The organism is Polaribacter irgensii 23-P (assembly GCF_000153225.1).
GTDB lineage: Bacteria > Bacteroidota > Bacteroidia > Flavobacteriales > Flavobacteriaceae > Polaribacter > Polaribacter irgensii.
Genome location: NZ_CH724148.1, coordinates 2254758 through 2273200 on the forward strand (window position 1 = coordinate 2254758; position 18443 = coordinate 2273200).

The window sequence follows — 18443 nt, forward strand, 5'->3', positions numbered from 1 at the left end:
AGGTATTGAGGGATAATAAATGCGGTGTTGTTAAAAAACCTTCAGCTAAATTTCAATTTTTTACTAGTTTTGATTTTTTTGTTATGAGTTTTAAAGTTAAGGTATTAAATCGGATGAATAACAATACAGCCGCTGTTGATAAACCTGCTAACAAACCTAACCAAATACCAAAACTCCCGTACATATCCTCTTTCCCGAAATAAAAGGAAACAGGAAATCCAATCACCCAGTAAGAAATAAAGGTCAATAAAGTAGGCACTTTCACATCTTGCAATCCACGCAATGCGCCTAAAAACACAATTTGAATGCTATCTGAAATTTGAAAAAATGCAGCTGCCAACAATAATTTTGCAGCGATAGAAATTACTTCCATATTGTCGGCGTAATTGGCGGTGTCGTTTAAATCTACATACATGTTCGGCAAACTTTCATGAAAAATAAAAAACATAAAAGCAAAGAAAGTAGCAAGCAATATGCCTAATAAAAAGATCGAAAATGCAATTCTACGCAGCTCTTTGTAATTTTGCAAACCTTTTTGATTTCCAACTCTAATGGTAGCAGCTACACTAAGCCCCATCGCCACCATAAAAGTCATAGAGGAAAGGTTTAACGCAATTTGATTTGCAGCTTGTGGATTTTTACCCAACAGACCGCTAAGCCAAATAGCTGCAGTAAAAATAGCAACCTCAAAAAACATTTGCATGGCTGTTAGTGAACCTAAACTAATAATTTTCTTCATTTTCGGAAGGTCTAAAACAAAGAATTTTATATTTTTTACAATTTGTGCCGATCGTTCTTTGTACCGCAATAACAGCCACAAATAAATAACCATGATAATTCGAGAAATTAAAGTGCCGTATGCTGCACCTACAATACCCAATTCGGGGAAACCAAACTTCCCAAAAATAAGCACATAATTTAAAATCACATTTATAATATTTGCCAATAAGGTGGCATACATGGGATATCTTGTCATAGACATCCCATCACTACACTGCTTTATCGCCTCAAAAACAACCAAAGGAATTAAAGAAAATGCGACTAACTTCAAATATGGAATTGCCAAAACCACTACTTCGCTAGGCTGTTTCATTAAATACATTAACGGATGAGAAAAATATACAAAGCCGAATAATAAAATACCTAAAGTTGTACACAAAAACAAGCCGCTTTTATAGGTAGATCTTGCTTGTGCTAAATTTTCAGATGCATCTGCTTCAGCAATCAAAGAGGTAATTGCAGTAGAAAAACCAATACCAATAGACATGGCGATAAACATAAAACTGTTGCCCAAAGAAACTGCTGCCAATTCTGCCGTTCCTATTTGACCGACCATAATATTATCAACAAAACTTACAAACGTATGTCCTAACATCCCCAACATAACGGGTGCTGCCAATTTCCAATTGTACTTAAACTCTGACGTGTACTGAGATATATTCACTTTAAAATTCGTTTTTTCCGGTTGCAAAGGTACTAATAAACTCATAATTATAAGTTTGAAGTTCTCCCTTTTTCATTTAACTTTTCAAATAAAAACAATTACTTTTGAAAAATAAAAAAACTAATACAATGGCACAAATCACGTTAAAAGGAAATGCAATAAACACAATAGGATCCTTACCTAATGTAGGTACAAAAGCTGCTGATTTCTTTCTAAAAACAACAAGTCTTGAGACAAAGTCTTTAAAAGATTTCTTAGGAAAAAAAATAATTTTAAATATTTTTCCTTCCCTAGATACCGGCACTTGTGCTGCCTCAGTAAGAGCATTTAACAAGAGCGCTGCTGAATTAAAAAATACTGTTGTGCTGTGTATTTCTAAAGATTTGCCTTTTGCACAAGCGCGCTTTTGTGGTGCTGAAGGGATTGCAAACGTTGAAATGTTATCTGATTTTAGTACCGGTGATTTTGGAAAAACATATGAATTGGAAATTACAGATGGTCCCCTTGCCTATTTGCATTCTAGGGCTGTAATAATTATTGATGAGAAAGGAACCATAACCTATGCTGAGCAAGTTCCTGAGATTTCTGAAGAACCAAATTATGAAGCGGCATTAAAAGTAATGTAGTTGCATGAAAAATTCAAAGGATAGTTTTGTAAGGGGAAGATTGCGAAGTTTAAAATTTGCATTTAAAGGGGCTTGGTTGTTATTAACAACGGAAGACAGTATCAAAGCACAAGTTTTTGTGGCTATAATTGTTACTGTTTTAGGCTGCTTTTTTAATATTTCTAGTACAGAATGGATGTTCCAATTTTTGGTTATAGGTATGGTTTTGGTTGCTGAATCATTGAATACAGCTGTAGAGAAAATTGCCGACTTTGTGCATCCTGACTATCATGAAAAGATAGGTTTTATTAAAGATATCGCTGCTGGAGCGCCAACGTTCGCAGGAATTACTTCTTTAATTATTGCGGGATTTATTTATATTCCAAAAATCAATTTACTATTTTAGTACTAACTATTATATTTAATACCCTAAATAGCGATGGCTAAAAGAAATCCGAGCTTAAAAAACAAAACTGACACCACAGAGAGTAAACAAAGTATTTTTGCTTTTTTAAAAACAAAACAGGCACAGACAATTTTTGGATTTTTTTTAATGTCATTTTCTTTTTTCTTGTGTATTGCTTTTATTTCGTTTTTTTCTAAAGGCCAAGAAGATCAAAGCACACTCCACCACCTTTCTGATAGAGCAATAAAAAGCGAAAATTTATTAGGAAAATTTGGTGCTAATTTAAGTCACTTTTTTATTTTTAGAGGTTTTGGAATTGCAGGATTCATTATTGCTTATCAACTTTTCTTAAGTGGATTATTTATTCTATTTAAAAGAAAGCTATCTAAAATCATTGTTTCTTGGAATTACGGTTTGACTGCCATGATTTTATGCTCCGTGACCTTTGGGTTTTTACCTGAAAAATATGCCGTACTTTCAGGAGTAATCGGTTTTGAGATAAATGACTATTTAATTGATTTTATTGGAAAAACAGGACTTACAATACTGCTTTTTTTCTTGTTTTTAGCCTACGTAATTGTGCGTTATAAAATTACTTTTGATCAATTAATTAATTTGATAAAAGAGAAAAAAGCAGCTTTCACTCATCAAAACAAACAAGCAGAAGAAGAGCATATCACTTCAAACGCAGCAGAAGAAGTATCAGCATCTATTCCTTTGTCTTCTGATAAAAAGAAACAGTCTGAATTTGAAAAATCTGTAATTGATTTAAAACCAACCATCTCTAAGCATTCCGATACTCACAAAAAAAATGAGAAGATTAGACTTACGGTAGAAGAAAAAATCGAACCAGAGAAGGCTACAGCGTCTGTTATTACAGATGAAAAGAAAGTAGAAATTAATATCGAGGAGATTGCAGAGGAAAAAAGTGTTGCTGAGAATTTATCTGATAAGTTGGTGAAAGATTTTGGGGAATTCGATCCCACTTTGGAGTTGGCTAATTTTAAATTTCCAACATTTAACTTATTAAAACAGTACAACGAGACTATTTCTATCGATCCAGAGGAATTAGAGGCAAACAAAGATAAAATTGTTGAAACTTTAAAAAACTATAAAATTGGCATTGCTGAAATTAAAGCGACTGTTGGTCCAACAATCACCTTATATGAAATAGTACCAGAAGCCGGAATTCGAATTTCTAAAATAAAAAATTTAGAGGATGATATTGCGTTGTCTTTATCGGCTTTAGGAATACGAATTATTGCACCAATCCCAGGAAAAGGAACCATTGGTATCGAAGTACCCAATCAAAAATCTACCGTTGTATCGATGCATTCTGTAATTTCATCAAAGAAATTTCAGGAATCATCGATGGAACTTCCAATAGCCCTTGGCAAAACAATTTCCAATGAAACTTTTGTCGTGGATTTAGCTAAAATGCCACATTTACTGATGGCAGGTGCCACAGGTCAAGGAAAATCTGTAGGATTGAATGCTGTTTTAACCTCGCTACTCTATAAAAAACACCCTGCCGAAGTAAAGTTTGTTTTGGTAGATCCAAAAAAAGTAGAGCTAACCCTCTTTAATAAAATAGAACGGCACTATCTGGCAAAATTACCAGACGTAGAAGAGGCCATTATCACAGATACCACTAAGGTTGTGCACACCTTAAACTCGCTTTGCATTGAGATGGACAACCGCTATGATTTGCTTAAACTGGCCATGGTAAGAAATATAAAAGAATACAATACAAAATTTAAAGCCCGCAAATTAAATCCAAATGATGGACATCAATTTTTACCCTATATCATACTCGTTATTGATGAATTTGCAGATTTAATTATGACTGCTGGCAAAGAAGTAGAAACTCCTATTGCACGTCTTGCACAACTCGCAAGAGCCATCGGCATTCATCTTATTGTAGCGACACAAAGACCTTCAGTAAATGTAATTACTGGTATCATAAAGGCGAATTTTCCAGCTAGAATTGCGTTTAGAGTAACTTCTAAAATAGATTCTAGAACCATTTTAGATGCTGGTGGTGCAGATCAATTAATTGGTAGAGGAGATTTATTATATACTGCTGGAAATGAAATTAATAGAATCCAGTGTGCTTTTGTTGATACCCCAGAAATTGAAAAAATAACGGACTTTATTGGTTCTCAAAAAGCATATGCTGAAGCATATCAATTGCCAGAATATGTAGACGATGATAGTGGAACCACCATGGACATTGATATTGGCGATCGAGACAAATTGTTTCGGGATGCTGCAGAAATTATAGTTACAGCACAACAAGGCTCTGCCTCTCTTTTACAGCGAAAGCTAAAACTAGGGTACAATCGGGCTGGCCGATTAATTGATCAATTAGAAGCCGCTGGAATTGTTGGAGGTTTTGAAGGGAGTAAAGCTAGACAGGTTTTAGTGCAAGATTTTGTGGCGTTAGACCATCTATTAGGAAATGAACAAGGGAACTAAATTTTTATCAAAAAAAAACAATAGTAAATTATGAAAAATACAATAGGCTTATCATTCGTTTTCTTTTTAATGTCCATTACGGTACTTTCACAAAGCAATGAAAATGCTCATGTGCTGTTAGATGCTGTTTCAAAAAAAATGGGTGCGTATGAAAATATGTACATCGCTTTTAGTCAAACATTAAGTAATGAAGATGCTGGAATAAAAGAAGGTGATGAACAACCGCTTAAAGGAACTATCTACTTACAAGACCAAAAGTATCGCTTATCATATTTAGGAAACCAGTTCTTATATGACGGAAAAACCCTCTATGTAATCAATCGTGACGAAAGAGAAATTTCAACTTCTGAAAATGATTTAAGTGGAGACGATGGCTTTATTTATCCTTCTAAATTATTAACTTTTTACAAAGAAGGTTATAATTTAAAAATGGGGAAAATCTCCAATATTGAAGGAAGACGCATCCAGTTTGTTACATTAAATCCCATGGATAGTAATTCAGAAATTGTAAAAGTAGAACTTGGCATCGATCTAGCGAACTCTCATATTTTCAAACTTATCCAAACGGGTGCTAACGGATCAAAAACAACCTTTACAATTACTGAGTTTAGAAAAAATGAAACTTTACCTAATGCTTTTTTTACGTTTAACAAAGCAAAATATCTTAGTGAAAATTATACGATCGATTAATAATGTCAATTAACAGTATTTTAGTAGCATATGCGTCTTTAAGAAACTATTTTTGCAACCATGAAAATTTTAGATAAATATATCTTAAAGACGTTTCTAGGTCCCTTCTTGGCTACTTTTTTAATTGTTCTTTTTGTTTTAGTAATGCAATTACTATGGCAGACTTTTGAAAACATAGCAGGCAAAGGAATTAGTTTTTCTTTTATTCTAAAATTCTTGTACTATACTTCGCTAAGTATCGTACCTCAAGCAATGCCTATTGCCGTTTTACTTTCTTCTATTATGGCACTGGGAAGTCTTGGAGAAAATTACGAGTTTGCTGCGGCAAAGTCTTCCGGAATTTCTCTGCAGCGATTGGTAAGACCTCTTATTTTTTTAACGTTGCTATTAAGTGGAATTAACTTTTTATTTTTGAATAATATATTTCCATATGCCATCTTAAAACAGCAGAATTTATATTATAATATTAAAAAGAAAAAACCCGCCTTGGCATTGATTCCAGGGAGCTTTAATAGTGACTTACCGGGCTATCAAATTAAATTTGATGAAAAATATGGTGAAGAGAAGAATTTATTAAAAAATGTTTTAATATATGATTTGAGTTCTAGTAAAGGAAATCAGAAAATAATCACCGCAAAGCGAGGGAAAATCATTTCTGAGGAAGGTAGTAGATACATGACCTTTATACTCTACGATGGCTATTATTATGAAGACCATACGAAGACAACCAGATCTTATTCGAAAAAGAAGAACATGCCTGCTTCCCAAGCAACGTTTAAAGAATATGAGTTCAATATTGATATTTCAGATCTTGTTGGCGATGGAGCATTGGACGAAGAGCGCTTTAAAAATAGCTATAAAATGCTCAAATTGGAACAACTAAACGATACGATTCCGATTTTAAAAACTTCTTATAATGACATGATAGCAGCCAGAGCCGGGAGTATTTCTTCAATAACAGATTCGGAAAAATTGCATGTGTATCACGATTCATTACAGCCTGTTGACATTGACACCACTAGCATTCTTGCTAATTTTGAATTGCAGGACAAAATTGGAATTTTAAATGGCGCAAAAACAAAAATGAACAGTGCGTTAACCAGTGTTAAAAATAATGTAACAAGTATCAAATGGAAACGAAAAACATTAAACTTTTTTGATTCTGAATATTATGGTAGGATTGCCTTATCTTTTTCTTGTCTGATCTTATTTTTTATTGGTGCACCTTTGGGATCCATTATTAGGAAAGGTGGTTTTGGTTTGCCAATGATTTTAGCCATTGCCATTTATGTAACCTACTTTTTTGGCAATACAATGGGGAAAAATTTAGCAGAGGAAAGCTCCATAAGCGCAGTACTCGGCTCCTGGATTTCAGCAATGGTTATGATTCCTTTTGGTATTTTCTTAACCCGCAGAGCTACAAAAGACAAAGGATTGTTTAATATTGATGCAATAATTACTCCTATTAAAAATTTATTTATAAAATTCAAGTCTAAAAACGATCAATAAAAATATGACCTCTTTATCTAATAGTAACAAAACACAACTCAACGATATTGCAGCAGCAATTGAAGATGTAAGAAATGGAAAAATAATCATTGTTGTGGATGATGAAAACAGAGAAAATGAAGGCGACTTTTTAGCCGCTGCAGAAAAAGCAACTCCAGAAATGATCAACTTCATGGCCACGCACGGTCGGGGTTTAATTTGTGCACCCTTGACAGAACAACGTTGTGCAGAATTGGAATTAAATATGATGGTCAATAACAATACAGATCCTATGGAAACTGGATTCACCGTTTCGGTAGATCTTCGGGGTAAAGGAGTGACTACTGGTATTTCTGCTTCAGACAGAGCATTGACAATAAAGGCTTTAATTGACAAAACAACAAAACCTTTTGACTTGGCGAGACCAGGTCATATTTTTCCGCTACGAGCGAAAGAAGGTGGGGTATTAAGAAGAACGGGGCATACAGAAGCTGCTATCGATTTTGCGCGCTTGGCGGGATTAGATCCAGCAGGAGTCATCGTAGAAATCATGAATGAAGACGGAAGTATGGCGCGATTGCCAGAATTATTAATCGTGGCAAAAAAGTTTGATATAAAAATTGTTTCTATTGAAGATTTAGTGGCATATCGGATGGAACACGATTCTTTGATAGAAAAAAAAGAAGATTATAATATTATTACCCGTTTTGGAGAATTTAGATTGCGTGCGTATGAGCAGACAAATAATCATCAGATTCATATCGCATTAACAAAAGGTTCTTGGTCTAAAGAAGACCAGGTATTAACGCGGGTCAATTCAACACTAGTGAATAATGATATTTTAGGAACTCTCACCAACAACGCCGATAAAAAACTAGAACAAATGTTTCAGGTAATTACAAAGGAAGGAAAAGGCGCAATCCTCTTTGTAAATCAACAAAATCAGTCTCAAAACTTGTTAAAACGCTTAAAACTACTCAAAGAAAACCAGGTAAATGGCCAGATAAAAGCGCCAGAGATTAAGCTAGATAACAGAGACTTTGGTATTGGAGCCCAAATACTGCATGATTTGAATATTAGCAAGCTAAAATTAATTACAAATTCTCAGCAAACGAAAAGAGTGGGTATGATCGGTTATGGATTGGAAATTGTGGACTACGTTAAATATTAAAGATCTAAAAGAACGCCACTTTCTAACTCTACAGCTTCACACGCTTTCTTAAACAGCCTGGCAGTATGCTTTCCTTGAAGTGAGACCTTATCTCCTTCTATTGAAATCCAGCTGCCTTCTCGCAGACCTAAAACAGGAGTATCATTATAGATGTGAAATTCTTTTAATCGAGTTTCTCGTGTCTCTCCCATGTGTTGAGATCCTTGTACAGGATCTAAATAGTGCGCATTGATATTAAACGATATACACCGCAGGCCTTTAAAACTTGGTGGATATACAATAGGCATGTCATTTGTGTTTTTAATATTTAATCCACAAATAACACTTCCTGCACTAGTCCCTAGATAAGGAATACCTCTTTCAATAGCTTCTTTTAAGTCTATCAAGATTTGCTTTTGGTGCAGCTGATTGAGAAGTTCAAAGGTGTTTCCTCCACCAATAAAAATAGCTTCCGCATTTAAAAGGCCCTCTTTTATATTTTTAACCTCATGGATTCCAATTACCTCTTTATTTATTTTCGCAAATGCTTTCTTTGCCATTTTAGTATAAGCATCGTAAGAAATTCCTCCAGGTCTTGCAAACGGAATAAAAGTAATGGTTTTCACCTCTTTAAAATGCAATTTTAAAATGGGAATTAGATATTCTAAATAGTCACTTCCATAAATTGTTGAGGTACTTGCGAGGATCATTTTTTTCATACTTCAAAAATAGTAAAATTGTTGTATCCAATGTATAATTAACAAAAAATTACAATACTGTTAACAGCTTTTAAAGCCCTACTTTCTTTTTCTTTGTGTGCATGAAAAAAATAATTCTTGTTTGCTTATTATCTTTTAGCATTCCTTTTTATTCTCAAGAATCAAAAGCACTTTTCGGAATTATTAGAGATTCATTAGAACTGATTAACAATGCACATATTTTAAATTTAAATTCTCGTCGTGGAACACTATCTGGAGCAGACGGATCTTTTAAGATTTTCGTTAAAATTGGAGATACGATAGCAATCAGTTCGATACAACATCAAGAAAAAAAATACAAGATTAAAGACGACAGTTTTAGTTTTCAAGGTTTGGAGTTGTATTTAATTTCCAAAATATATCAATTAGAAGAAATAAAAATAAAACGGCATGATTTAGCTGGCATCCTTGGAATAGATATCAATGCCATTCCAAAAAATGTAGTGCCCGAAATAAATGCGGTTACTTTAGGATTGCCAAACGCCGGGGGACCGCTGATGAGCCAAGTGGATCGTGAAATTTATACAGCATCTGATGGTGCTTTAATGTTAATTAGTAATATCTTGTCAGGAAATTTAAAAGTTCTTAAGAAGAAAAAGAAAATACAGCAGGAAGAAAAAGAGGTTGCATTGATCTATTCTAAAATGAGGTACTATCTAACAAAGACGTTTAATATTAAAAAAGAAGACGAATATCGATTTCTATATTACTGTAGAACAGATACCCTTTTTAGCAAACGCATATTGCAAGAGGAGTTTACTTTAATCGAATTTTTGCAAAAAAAAGCAATTGAATTTAACCAACTTTAAAAAAATAAAAAAATATGCTTACGTTTGTTCTTCAGAATATCATTAAGGACAGAGTATTCATGTGTGTTTTTTAAAAATTTATGAAAATCAAGAACCGCTATTTACTATTACTCTTTATTCCACTTCTCGCCTTCTCTACTCATAAATACTATTTGAGTTTAACGCAAATAAAATTTAAAGAAGAAACAAAATCGATACAGATCATAATCAACGTTTTTATGGATGATATTGAAGTTGCCTTGAATACCGATTATGATATCAATCTGCAATTGACCACTAAAAAAGAATTAAAAGATAATGATGTGTACTTTCAGCAATATTTGAAAAATAAGCTTCAATTTAAAGTGAACTCTTTGGAAAGAGAGTTCTCCTACATCGGAAAAGAATATGACAATGACTTGGTTTATTTTTATTTGGAAATTGAAAATATAGCAAAAGTGACTTCTATCGAAGTGACAAATACACTATTACTATCGCATTTTCCAAGACAAGAAAATCTAATAAAATCAGAAGTTGGTAACAACAATAAAAGTGTTTTACTTTCCAAAGATAAATATAAAGAAAAATTAACCTACGAATAGAAATTAATTAAATCCCTATGATAATGAAAACAAGAAGATTACTACTCGCTATTATACTTGTAACGGGTACTGCTTTTGGCCAAAAAACGCAAACACAACAAGGCCACACAAATCAAAATAAGTTCAAACAATTAAAAGAGTTGTTGCCAACACCAAACTTGCAAAGGACAGCCTCTGGCGCTCCTGGAGTGAAATATACGCAGCAAAAGGTAGATTATACAATGGACATTCTTTTGGATGACGAAAATACGCGTATTTATGGGAATGAAACCATTACCTACCACAACAATTCAGATGATACTTTAACCTATTTATGGGTGCAGTTAGATCAAAACATGCGCGCTGCAGATTCTAAAACTCCGGACATTCAACCAAATGATATTCCAAAGAGTACTTCTACTAAACGGTTTAATAAAACATACGTAGATGCTCCTTTTGATGGTGGATTTAAAATTGAAAATGTGTTGAATATTGATAATACACCAATTTCTTATACTGTAAATCAAACGATGATGCGTATCAATCTTTCAGCACCGCTAGAGTCAGGAAACACCTTTGAATTTAAAATAAAATGGTGGTACAATATCAACAATCACAGAACAGATGGTGGTAGATCTGGTTATGAGCACTTTCCTGCCGACGGAAATAACAACTATGTAATTGCCCAATTTTACCCAAGATTATGTGTTTATGACAATGTAGAAGGTTGGCAAAATGACCAATTTTGGGGTCGTAGTGAATTCGCTCTAGAATTTGGAGATTTTACGGTAAATATTACCACACCAGAAGACCACATGTTAGGCGCAACTGGTATTCTTACAAATGAAAACGAGGTTTTAACTCGGACTGAATTAAAAAGATTAGAAAAAGCAAAAACAACTTTTGATGCTCCTGTGTTGATTAGAACACAAGAAGAAGCAGAAAAAATTGAAAAAAATAAATCAAAAAAGACAAAAACCTGGAAATTTTTTGCAGAAAATGTGCGTGATTACGCCTTTGCCACTTCACGGAAATTTATTTGGGATGCAATGGCAGTAGACATTAACGGAAAGACAGTAATGGCGTATTCTTTGTATTCTAAAGAAGCAAATCCGTTGTATGGCGATCATTCTACAAGAGCCGTTGCACAAACTTTAAAGACCTATTCTAAATATACCTTTGATTACCCATATCACAAAGCAATTTCTGTAGATGGGCAGATGGGAATGGAGTATCCACAAATCTGTTTTAATCCAGGAAGACCAGACCTTCCAGATGGAGGCTACTCTGATAGAGTAAAATATTTAATGATTAAAGTGACCGTTCATGAAGTTGGCCATAACTTTTTTCCAATGATTGTAAATTCTGACGAAAGACAATGGACTTGGATGGACGAGGGCTTAAACTCTTATGTAGAAATGTTAGCTGAGTTAGCATATGACCCTAATTTTCCAATGAGAAGAGGCTTACCTAAAAATATTGTAAAATACATGGCAGGAGATCAATCTAGAATTGCGCCCATTATGTCAAAAGGAGACTATGTATATGAGTTTGGAAACAATGCATATGGAAAACCAGCAACGGCCTTATGGATTTTAAGAGAAACCATTATGGGCAAAGAATTATTTGATCATGCTTTTAGAACGTATTCTCAAAGATGGATGTTTAAACACCCTACTCCGGCAGATTTCTTTAGAACCATGGAAGATGCCTCTGGTATTGATTTAGATTGGTTTTGGAGAGGTTGGTTTTATTCCACAGACGTTACCGATATTGGCATTGAAAACGTAAGAAAATTTTATGCTGAAGACGGCGATAATGAAAAAGTTAATTTTATTGAAGATACTAGCAAGGGTCTAAAAATTAATAAATCAAAAACAGCAAAGTCTAAATATTTCTATGAGATTACATTCAATAAACCAGGTGGACTTGTAATGCCTATTCTTGTAGAATATACGTATGATGACGGAACCACAGAAAAGAAAACATATCCTGCTCAAATTTGGAGATACAATGACAAACAGGTTACAAAAGCAATGCATTCAGAAAAGCAAATAACCAAAATTGTGATTGATCCCAACCTAGAAACAGCAGATGTAGATGTGTCCAACAATAGTTTCCCTAGAGAGAAAAAGGATGCTTTTAGTAAATTTAAAACGAAAATGAAAAACTAAGGCAAACAGAAACCTATTTTTTAAAGCAGTATGAATTAATTTCATACTGCTTTTTTTTTATAAAGATTTGTTAAAATTTTAAAGCCTTTTCACAAAGCTCCAGGGATATGCTTACTTTGGACACTAACTAAATAATTAAAAATGAAAAAAATTTCTTTATTTGTCTTTGCGCTCTTTTTTGTCACTTTTGTAACAACAGCACAAGAATCGAAAACAACACAAAAAACAACACAACAAGGACATACAGATCAAAACAAATTCAGACAGATGAAAGATGTTTTGGCAACACCGAATGACCAACATGCAGCTTCTGGTGCACCAGGCCACCAATACACTCAGCAGAAAGTAGATTATGTAATGGACATTCGTTTAGAGGAAAGTACCAATAAAATTTATGGGGATGAAGAAATTACCTACCACAATAATTCTAAGGATCATTTAACCTATTTATGGGTGCAATTAGATCAAAATATGAGAGCTGACGATTCTAAAACTCCGTTAACAGTCTCCAAAGGTATCAATGGCGCACGTGCATTTGTAACCACAGCAGACTTCAAGTCTTCTTATATGAATGAAAAGAAAGGATTTGGATATCATATCACAAAAGTAACCAATGATGGAAAGCCACTTTCTCACATCATTAATAGTACCATGATGCGCATAAACTTACCAGAGGCATTGGCTCCTGGAAAATCATTCGAATTCAGTATTCAATGGAATTACCTAATTAATGATATTAATAAGGATGGTGGACGTTCTGGTTTAGAAACGTTTCCTGATGGCAACAAGAATTATACGATTGCACAATTTTTTCCAAGATTAGCCGTGTACAATAATGTAGAAGGATGGCAAAATATGCAGTTTTGGGGCCGAAGTGAATTCGCTTTAGAGTTTGGAGATTACGAAGTAAACTTAACAGTGCCCGCCGACCATATCATGGAAGCTACAGGTACCCTTCAAAATGAAAAGGAAGTATTGACAAATACACAACGCAAAAGGTATGAACAAGCTAGAAATACTTTTGACAATCCTGTTTTAATTGTAACTCAAGAAGAAGCTGAATTGGCAGAAAAAGGGAGCACTACAAAAACCAAAACGTGGAAGTTTAAGGCGAATAAAGTGCGGGATTTTGCATTTGCAACTTCAAGAAAATATATTTGGGATGCGATGGCAGTGAATGTTAATGGTAAAACAGTAATGGCAACTTCAATATATCCTAAAGAAGGAAACCCGTTATGGGGAGAGCATTCAACAAGAGCCGTAGCAACTACCCTTATTGAATATTCTAAATTAACATTTGATTATCCATATGTAAAGGCTGTATCGGTTCATTCTGAAAGACAAGGAATGGAATATCCAATGATTTGTTTTAATTACGGCAGACCGGATGCAGACGGTTCATATTCTGACAGAACAAAAAAAGGAATGTTAGGAGTTATTATTCATGAAGTTGGACATAATTTCTTTCCAATGATTGTAAATTCAGATGAAAGACAATGGACTTGGATGGATGAAGGTTTAAATTCATTTGTTGAAATTTTAGCCGAATTGGTATATGATCCTGAACTCTTTGCCACAAATCCTACAAAAGAAATTACGCGATATATGGGTGGGGATCAATCCAACCTCTCTCCTATCATGTCACAAGGAGACTATGTTAAACAATTTGGTCCAAATGCATATACCAAACCTGCGGCAGGCTTATACATGTTGAGAAAAACAATTATGGGTCCTGAATTATTTGATTATGCATTTAGAACCTATGCGCAACGTTGGATGTTTAAACACCCAACACCTGAAGATTTCTTTCGAACAATGCAAGATGCTTCTGGAATGGATTTAGACTGGTTTTTTAGAGGATGGTTTTATTCAACAGATGTTACAGATATTGGTATTAAAGAAGTGAAAATGTTGTATTTAACAGATAAGCCAAATGAAAAAACGTTAAAATTAAAAGAACAATACAAACAGTATTTTGATAATTTAGGAAATCTTGTCTATATCACAGATAAAAAAGAAGATGCAAATCCAAATGCTATGGATGCCTATGTGGATGGAAATTCAGTGCCTGGCTATATTTACGCTGTGGAATTTGAAAAGCCAGGAGGTCTGGTGATGCCGATTATTGTAGAGCTTACTTACGCCGACGGCACGACTAAAAAAGAAACGTTTCCTGCCCAAATTTGGATGCGCAATGACACCGTTGCAAAACGAATCTTTGCTTCTAGTAAAGAAGTAGTGCGTATTGTTGTAGATCCAAACTTTGAAACTGCAGATGTAGATATTTCAAACAACAGCTGGCCATCAAAAGAAAACTCAAAATTTGATACTTTTAAAGACAAAATGTCAAAATAAAATAAATCCAAAAAAAACCTCGTTTACAATTTGTAAACGAGGTTTTTTTTTAAACTGAAATTATTCTCCTGAATAACTCACGAAATTTCGCGGAGTTTCATACAAAGTAACCTCTAAATCTAAATTTTCTGGCAATAAGTTTCTTAGTTTTTTATAAGTAACAACACATATATTTTCTGCTGTCGGATTTAAATCTTTAAACTCAGGCACTTCAATGTTTAAGTTTTTGTGATCAAAAGCGTCTTCAATTTCAACCTTAATATGATTTTTTAGAATACCCAGATCAAATACATATCCCGTTTCTTGGTCAATTTCTCCCGTCAATGAAACAATTAATTCATAATTGTGCCCGTGAAAATGAGGATTGCTGCACTTGTTAAAAACTTCAAAGTTTTTCTCATCACTCCAATCTTTTCTATACAATCTATGTGCTGCATTAAAATGTGCTTTTCTGTGAACGGTTACTTTAGGCATGTGTTAGTTTTTCGTAAGATTTATTAAATATAATTTTAAACCATTCTGTATAAATTGCCGGATGATTTTCCATGTCTTTTTTGATGTCTTCCATACGCATCCATTTATACCCTGCGGCTTCGTCTGTATTCACGTTTGGAGCTTCCTCGTATGAGCCGATCATTACGTGATCAAATTCGTGCTCTGTTAGACCATTGTCAAAAGGAGCTTTGTAAATAAAAGAAAACACTTCTTTAATATCGGTAACAAAACCCATTTCTTCCTGTAGCCGTCTTCTACCTGCTTTTACATTACTTTCTCCCTCCCGTTGATGGGAACAACATGTATTTGTCCATAATAAAGGAGAATGGTATTTAGAAGCTGCTCTTTGCTGCAGCATTAACTCTCCTTTTTTATTAAAAATAAAAACGGAGAAAGCTCTGTGAAGGAGTGCTTTCTCGTGTGCCTCTATTTTCTCCATTAAACCTATTTGCTGGTCTTTTTCGTCTACTAAAATAACAAATTCATTCATTGTTACAAAAATAAGAAATGTGGTACCAATAAATCGAAGATTTCAAATAAAGTTCATAAGATTTTTCTATTCTTGCATGCAGATGATTTATCTTTGAAAGGTAAAATGTTTTTTTTCTATGAAAATTATTCCCTTTTTATTTTTAATTTTATTTGCTTTTTCCTCACAACAATGCTCACCGAAAAAACAAGTTAAGAAAATAAAAGTAGGGAGTTCCAAAGAAAAAAAGTCAGCAACCCTTAAAAAAGAGCTACAAGAAGTAATTGAAACCCCGTGGGATAGCTTAACTAAAAAAAATGTGACTGCTTTCTTTACCGAATATGGAAAACAGCATAAAGAATCCATGGTCGTAATAAAAACTGATTTTGGAGCGATTAAAATTAGATTGTTCGCAGATGTTCCCGTCCACAGAGCTAATTTTTTGTTTTTAGTTCAACAAACCTATTTTGACACTACTGTAATTTATAGGGTGGCTAAAAACTTTGTAATTCAAGGTGGTAATTCTGACGAAACATATACGCGAGAGCAAAGAACATTGTATGGAAATTATCTTTTAGCATCTGAATTTAAAGCGCATAGAAAACACAAATATGGTGCTTTAGCTGCCGCTAGACAATGGGAAAATAATCCAGACAAACTCTCCAGTCCTTTTGAGTTTTATTTGGTACACAACAGAAAGGGGGCACATCATTTAAACGATGAGCATACTGTATTTGGAGAAGTAATTTCGGGATTTGACACGATGGACAAGATCTCAGAAGTGAAAGTAGGCGTAGATGAATGGCCTGTTGATGATATTAAAATGACGATTGAAGTTTTAGATTGATAATTCTCTTTGTAAAACCTATCTTTGCATCTCAATTTTTGTAGATGAACTTTTTAAAGGAAATTAAACGCAGAAGAACTTTCGGAATTATCTCGCATCCGGATGCGGGGAAGACCACGTTAACTGAAAAATTATTACTTTTTGGTGGTGCCATTCAGGAGGCTGGAGCTGTTAAAAACAATAAAATTAAGAAGGGAGCAACTTCAGATTTTATGGAAATTGAACGCCAACGGGGAATTTCTGTAGCAACTTCTGTTTTAGCTTTTATTTACAAAGACAAAAAGATAAACATTTTAGACACTCCTGGTCATAAAGATTTTGCAGAAGATACTTTTAGAACTTTAACCGCTGTAGACAGTGTGATTGTTGTGATAGATGTGGCAAAAGGTGTAGAACCTCAAACAGAAAAATTGGTAGAAGTCTGCAGAATGAGGAACATTCCAATGCTGGTTTTTATAAATAAATTAGACCGAGAAGGGAAAGACGCATTTGATTTACTAGATGAAGTTGAACAAAAATTAGGACTGCGTGTTACCCCGATGAGTTTTCCGATTGGAATGGGATATGATTTTAAGGGAATTTATAATATTTGGGAAAGAAAATTGAACTTATTTTCAGGAGACAATAAAACATCTATTTCTGAAGGAGTTGAATTCAGTGATCTTTCAAATCCTGAATTGGATCTCATAATTGGAGTAAAGGCTGCCCAAACCTTGCGTGAAGAAATAGAATTAATTGAAGAGGTGTATCCACCTTATGATCAAGAAGAATATTTAGAGGGGGCATTGCAACCAGTATTCTTCGGTTCTGCGTTAAATAACTTTGGTGTCAAGGAGTTGTTAGAAGCATTTATAGAAATTGCACCTTCTCCACAGCCTAAAAAAGCTGAAGAACGCCTGGTAGATTCGAAAGAAGAAAAACTCACTGGATTTATTTTTAAGATTCATGCAAATATGGATCCTAAACACAGAGATCGACTTGCTTTTATAAAAATCGTGTCGGGCACCTTTAAGAGAAACGCTCCTTATTTGCACGTTAGAACGGGCAAAAAAGTGAAGTTTTCGAGTCCCAATGCATTCTTCGCAGAAAGAAAAGAAATTGTAGATGAATCCTTTCCTGGAGATATTGTTGGAATTCACGATACTGGTAACTTTAAAATTGGAGACACGTTTACAGAAGGGGAAGACTTAAACTTTAAGGGAATTCCAAGCTTCTCACCAGAACACTTTCGATATGTGAACAATGCAGATCCTATGAAGTCCAAACAATTGTACAAAGGTTTAGACCAGCTCATGGATGAGGGAGTTGCACAGTTGTTTACTTTAGAAATGAATGGACGAAGAATTGTAGGTACCGTGGGTGCTTTGCAATATGAAGTGATTCAATATCGATTAGAGCACGAATATGGTGCCAAATGTACTTATGAGAATTTGCAGGCACACAAAGCGTGTTGGGTAGCACCTGAAAACCCTAAAAGTACTGAATTCAAAGAATTCAAACGCATAAAACAACGGTATTTAGCGAAAGACAAACAAGGAAAATTAGTCTTTTTAGCAGATTCAGAGTTTACCATACAAATGACACAAAATAAATATCCCTCAGTAAAATTGCATTTTACAAGCGAGTTTGAAAAATAAAAAATTAGTTCGACTTCAGTCTAGAATTAATTATTGAATAAAAACCTCACGACTGTTGCCGATTTTTCGGAAGGGGAA

The 18443-nt window shown here is 34.2% G+C and carries 16 protein-coding genes; 12 read left to right on the forward strand and 4 right to left on the reverse strand.

The window, feature by feature from the left end:
- Positions 1-52: 52 nt before the first annotated feature.
- Positions 53-1444 (reverse strand): MATE family efflux transporter, encoded by a 1392-nt coding sequence (locus PI23P_RS10085; RefSeq protein WP_496559457.1) that lies wholly within the window; start codon positions 1442-1444, stop codon positions 53-55.
- 128 nt (positions 1445-1572) lie between these two features.
- Here PI23P_RS10085 and tpx point away from each other — a divergent pair, with 128 nt between their 5' ends.
- The 6 genes from tpx to ribB are packed head-to-tail and all read left to right on the forward strand — an operon-like array spanning position 1573 to position 8282.
- Complete coding sequence (tpx, locus tag PI23P_RS10090; protein WP_004570732.1) at positions 1573-2070, forward strand: thiol peroxidase; 498 nt, start codon at positions 1573-1575, stop codon at positions 2068-2070.
- Between the two features lie 4 nt (positions 2071-2074).
- Positions 2075-2455, forward strand: coding sequence for a diacylglycerol kinase family protein (locus tag PI23P_RS10095; RefSeq protein WP_004570733.1), 381 nt, complete (start codon positions 2075-2077; stop codon positions 2453-2455).
- A 33-nt stretch (positions 2456-2488) separates the two neighbouring features.
- Positions 2489-4933: an FtsK/SpoIIIE family DNA translocase gene (locus tag PI23P_RS10100; RefSeq protein WP_004570734.1), complete on the forward strand. Its 2445-nt coding sequence runs from the start codon at positions 2489-2491 to the stop codon at positions 4931-4933.
- A gap of 30 nt (positions 4934-4963) precedes the next feature.
- On the forward strand, positions 4964-5623 hold the full coding sequence (gene lolA1, locus PI23P_RS10105; RefSeq protein WP_004570735.1) for an outer membrane lipoprotein periplasmic chaperone LolA1: 660 nt from the start codon (positions 4964-4966) through the stop codon (positions 5621-5623).
- Between the two features lie 60 nt (positions 5624-5683).
- Entirely contained in the window at positions 5684-7132 is a 1449-nt protein-coding gene (locus tag PI23P_RS10110; RefSeq protein ID WP_004570736.1) for an LptF/LptG family permease, read from the forward strand.
- A gap of 4 nt (positions 7133-7136) precedes the next feature.
- Positions 7137-8282: a 3,4-dihydroxy-2-butanone-4-phosphate synthase gene (ribB, locus tag PI23P_RS10115; RefSeq protein ID WP_004570737.1), complete on the forward strand. Its 1146-nt coding sequence runs from the start codon at positions 7137-7139 to the stop codon at positions 8280-8282.
- On the opposite strand, the gene pepE is transcribed toward ribB, so the two are convergent.
- A complete protein-coding gene (gene pepE / locus PI23P_RS10120) occupies positions 8279-8980 on the reverse strand; it encodes a dipeptidase PepE (protein ID WP_004570738.1) in 702 nt (233 codons plus the stop codon). The two genes, ribB and pepE, sit on opposite strands and share 4 nt — an antisense overlap.
- A 101-nt stretch (positions 8981-9081) precedes the next feature.
- Here pepE and PI23P_RS10125 point away from each other — a divergent pair, with 101 nt between their 5' ends.
- The 4 genes from PI23P_RS10125 (at position 9082) to PI23P_RS10140 (ending at position 14917) form a co-directional block, all read left to right on the forward strand.
- Positions 9082-9828: a hypothetical protein gene (locus tag PI23P_RS10125; protein WP_004570739.1), complete on the forward strand. Its 747-nt coding sequence runs from the start codon at positions 9082-9084 to the stop codon at positions 9826-9828.
- Positions 9829-9908: 80 nt separating this feature from the next.
- On the forward strand, positions 9909-10409 hold the full coding sequence (locus PI23P_RS10130; RefSeq protein ID WP_004570740.1) for a DUF6702 family protein: 501 nt from the start codon (positions 9909-9911) through the stop codon (positions 10407-10409).
- Positions 10410-10432: 23 nt separating this feature from the next.
- The gene (locus PI23P_RS10135; RefSeq protein WP_004570741.1) at positions 10433-12562 is read left to right on the forward strand and encodes a M1 family metallopeptidase; all 2130 of its coding nucleotides are present in this window, start codon (positions 10433-10435) and stop codon (positions 12560-12562) included.
- A 141-nt stretch (positions 12563-12703) separates the two neighbouring features.
- Positions 12704-14917, forward strand: coding sequence for a M1 family metallopeptidase (locus PI23P_RS10140; protein ID WP_004570742.1), 2214 nt, complete (start codon positions 12704-12706; stop codon positions 14915-14917).
- Between the two features lie 60 nt (positions 14918-14977).
- Here the strand turns inward: PI23P_RS10140 and PI23P_RS10145 are convergent, their stop codons facing one another.
- Entirely contained in the window at positions 14978-15391 is a 414-nt protein-coding gene (locus tag PI23P_RS10145) for a 6-pyruvoyl trahydropterin synthase family protein (protein WP_004570743.1), read from the reverse strand.
- Positions 15384-15902 (reverse strand): isopentenyl-diphosphate Delta-isomerase, encoded by a 519-nt coding sequence (gene idi / locus PI23P_RS10150; RefSeq protein ID WP_004570744.1) that lies wholly within the window; start codon positions 15900-15902, stop codon positions 15384-15386. The genes PI23P_RS10145 and idi overlap by 8 nt, the downstream gene beginning before the upstream one ends.
- Positions 15903-16020: 118 nt before the next feature.
- On the opposite strand from idi, the gene PI23P_RS10155 reads away from it, so the two are divergent.
- Together PI23P_RS10155 and PI23P_RS10160 are read left to right on the forward strand one after the other, a co-directional pair.
- Positions 16021-16728 carry a peptidylprolyl isomerase gene (locus PI23P_RS10155; RefSeq protein ID WP_004570745.1) on the forward strand — a complete coding sequence of 236 codons (708 nt, stop codon included), beginning with the start codon at positions 16021-16023 and terminating at the stop codon, positions 16726-16728.
- 44 nt (positions 16729-16772) lie between these two features.
- Entirely contained in the window at positions 16773-18365 is a 1593-nt protein-coding gene (locus tag PI23P_RS10160; protein WP_004570746.1) for a peptide chain release factor 3, read from the forward strand.
- Positions 18366-18443 lie beyond the last annotated feature (78 nt).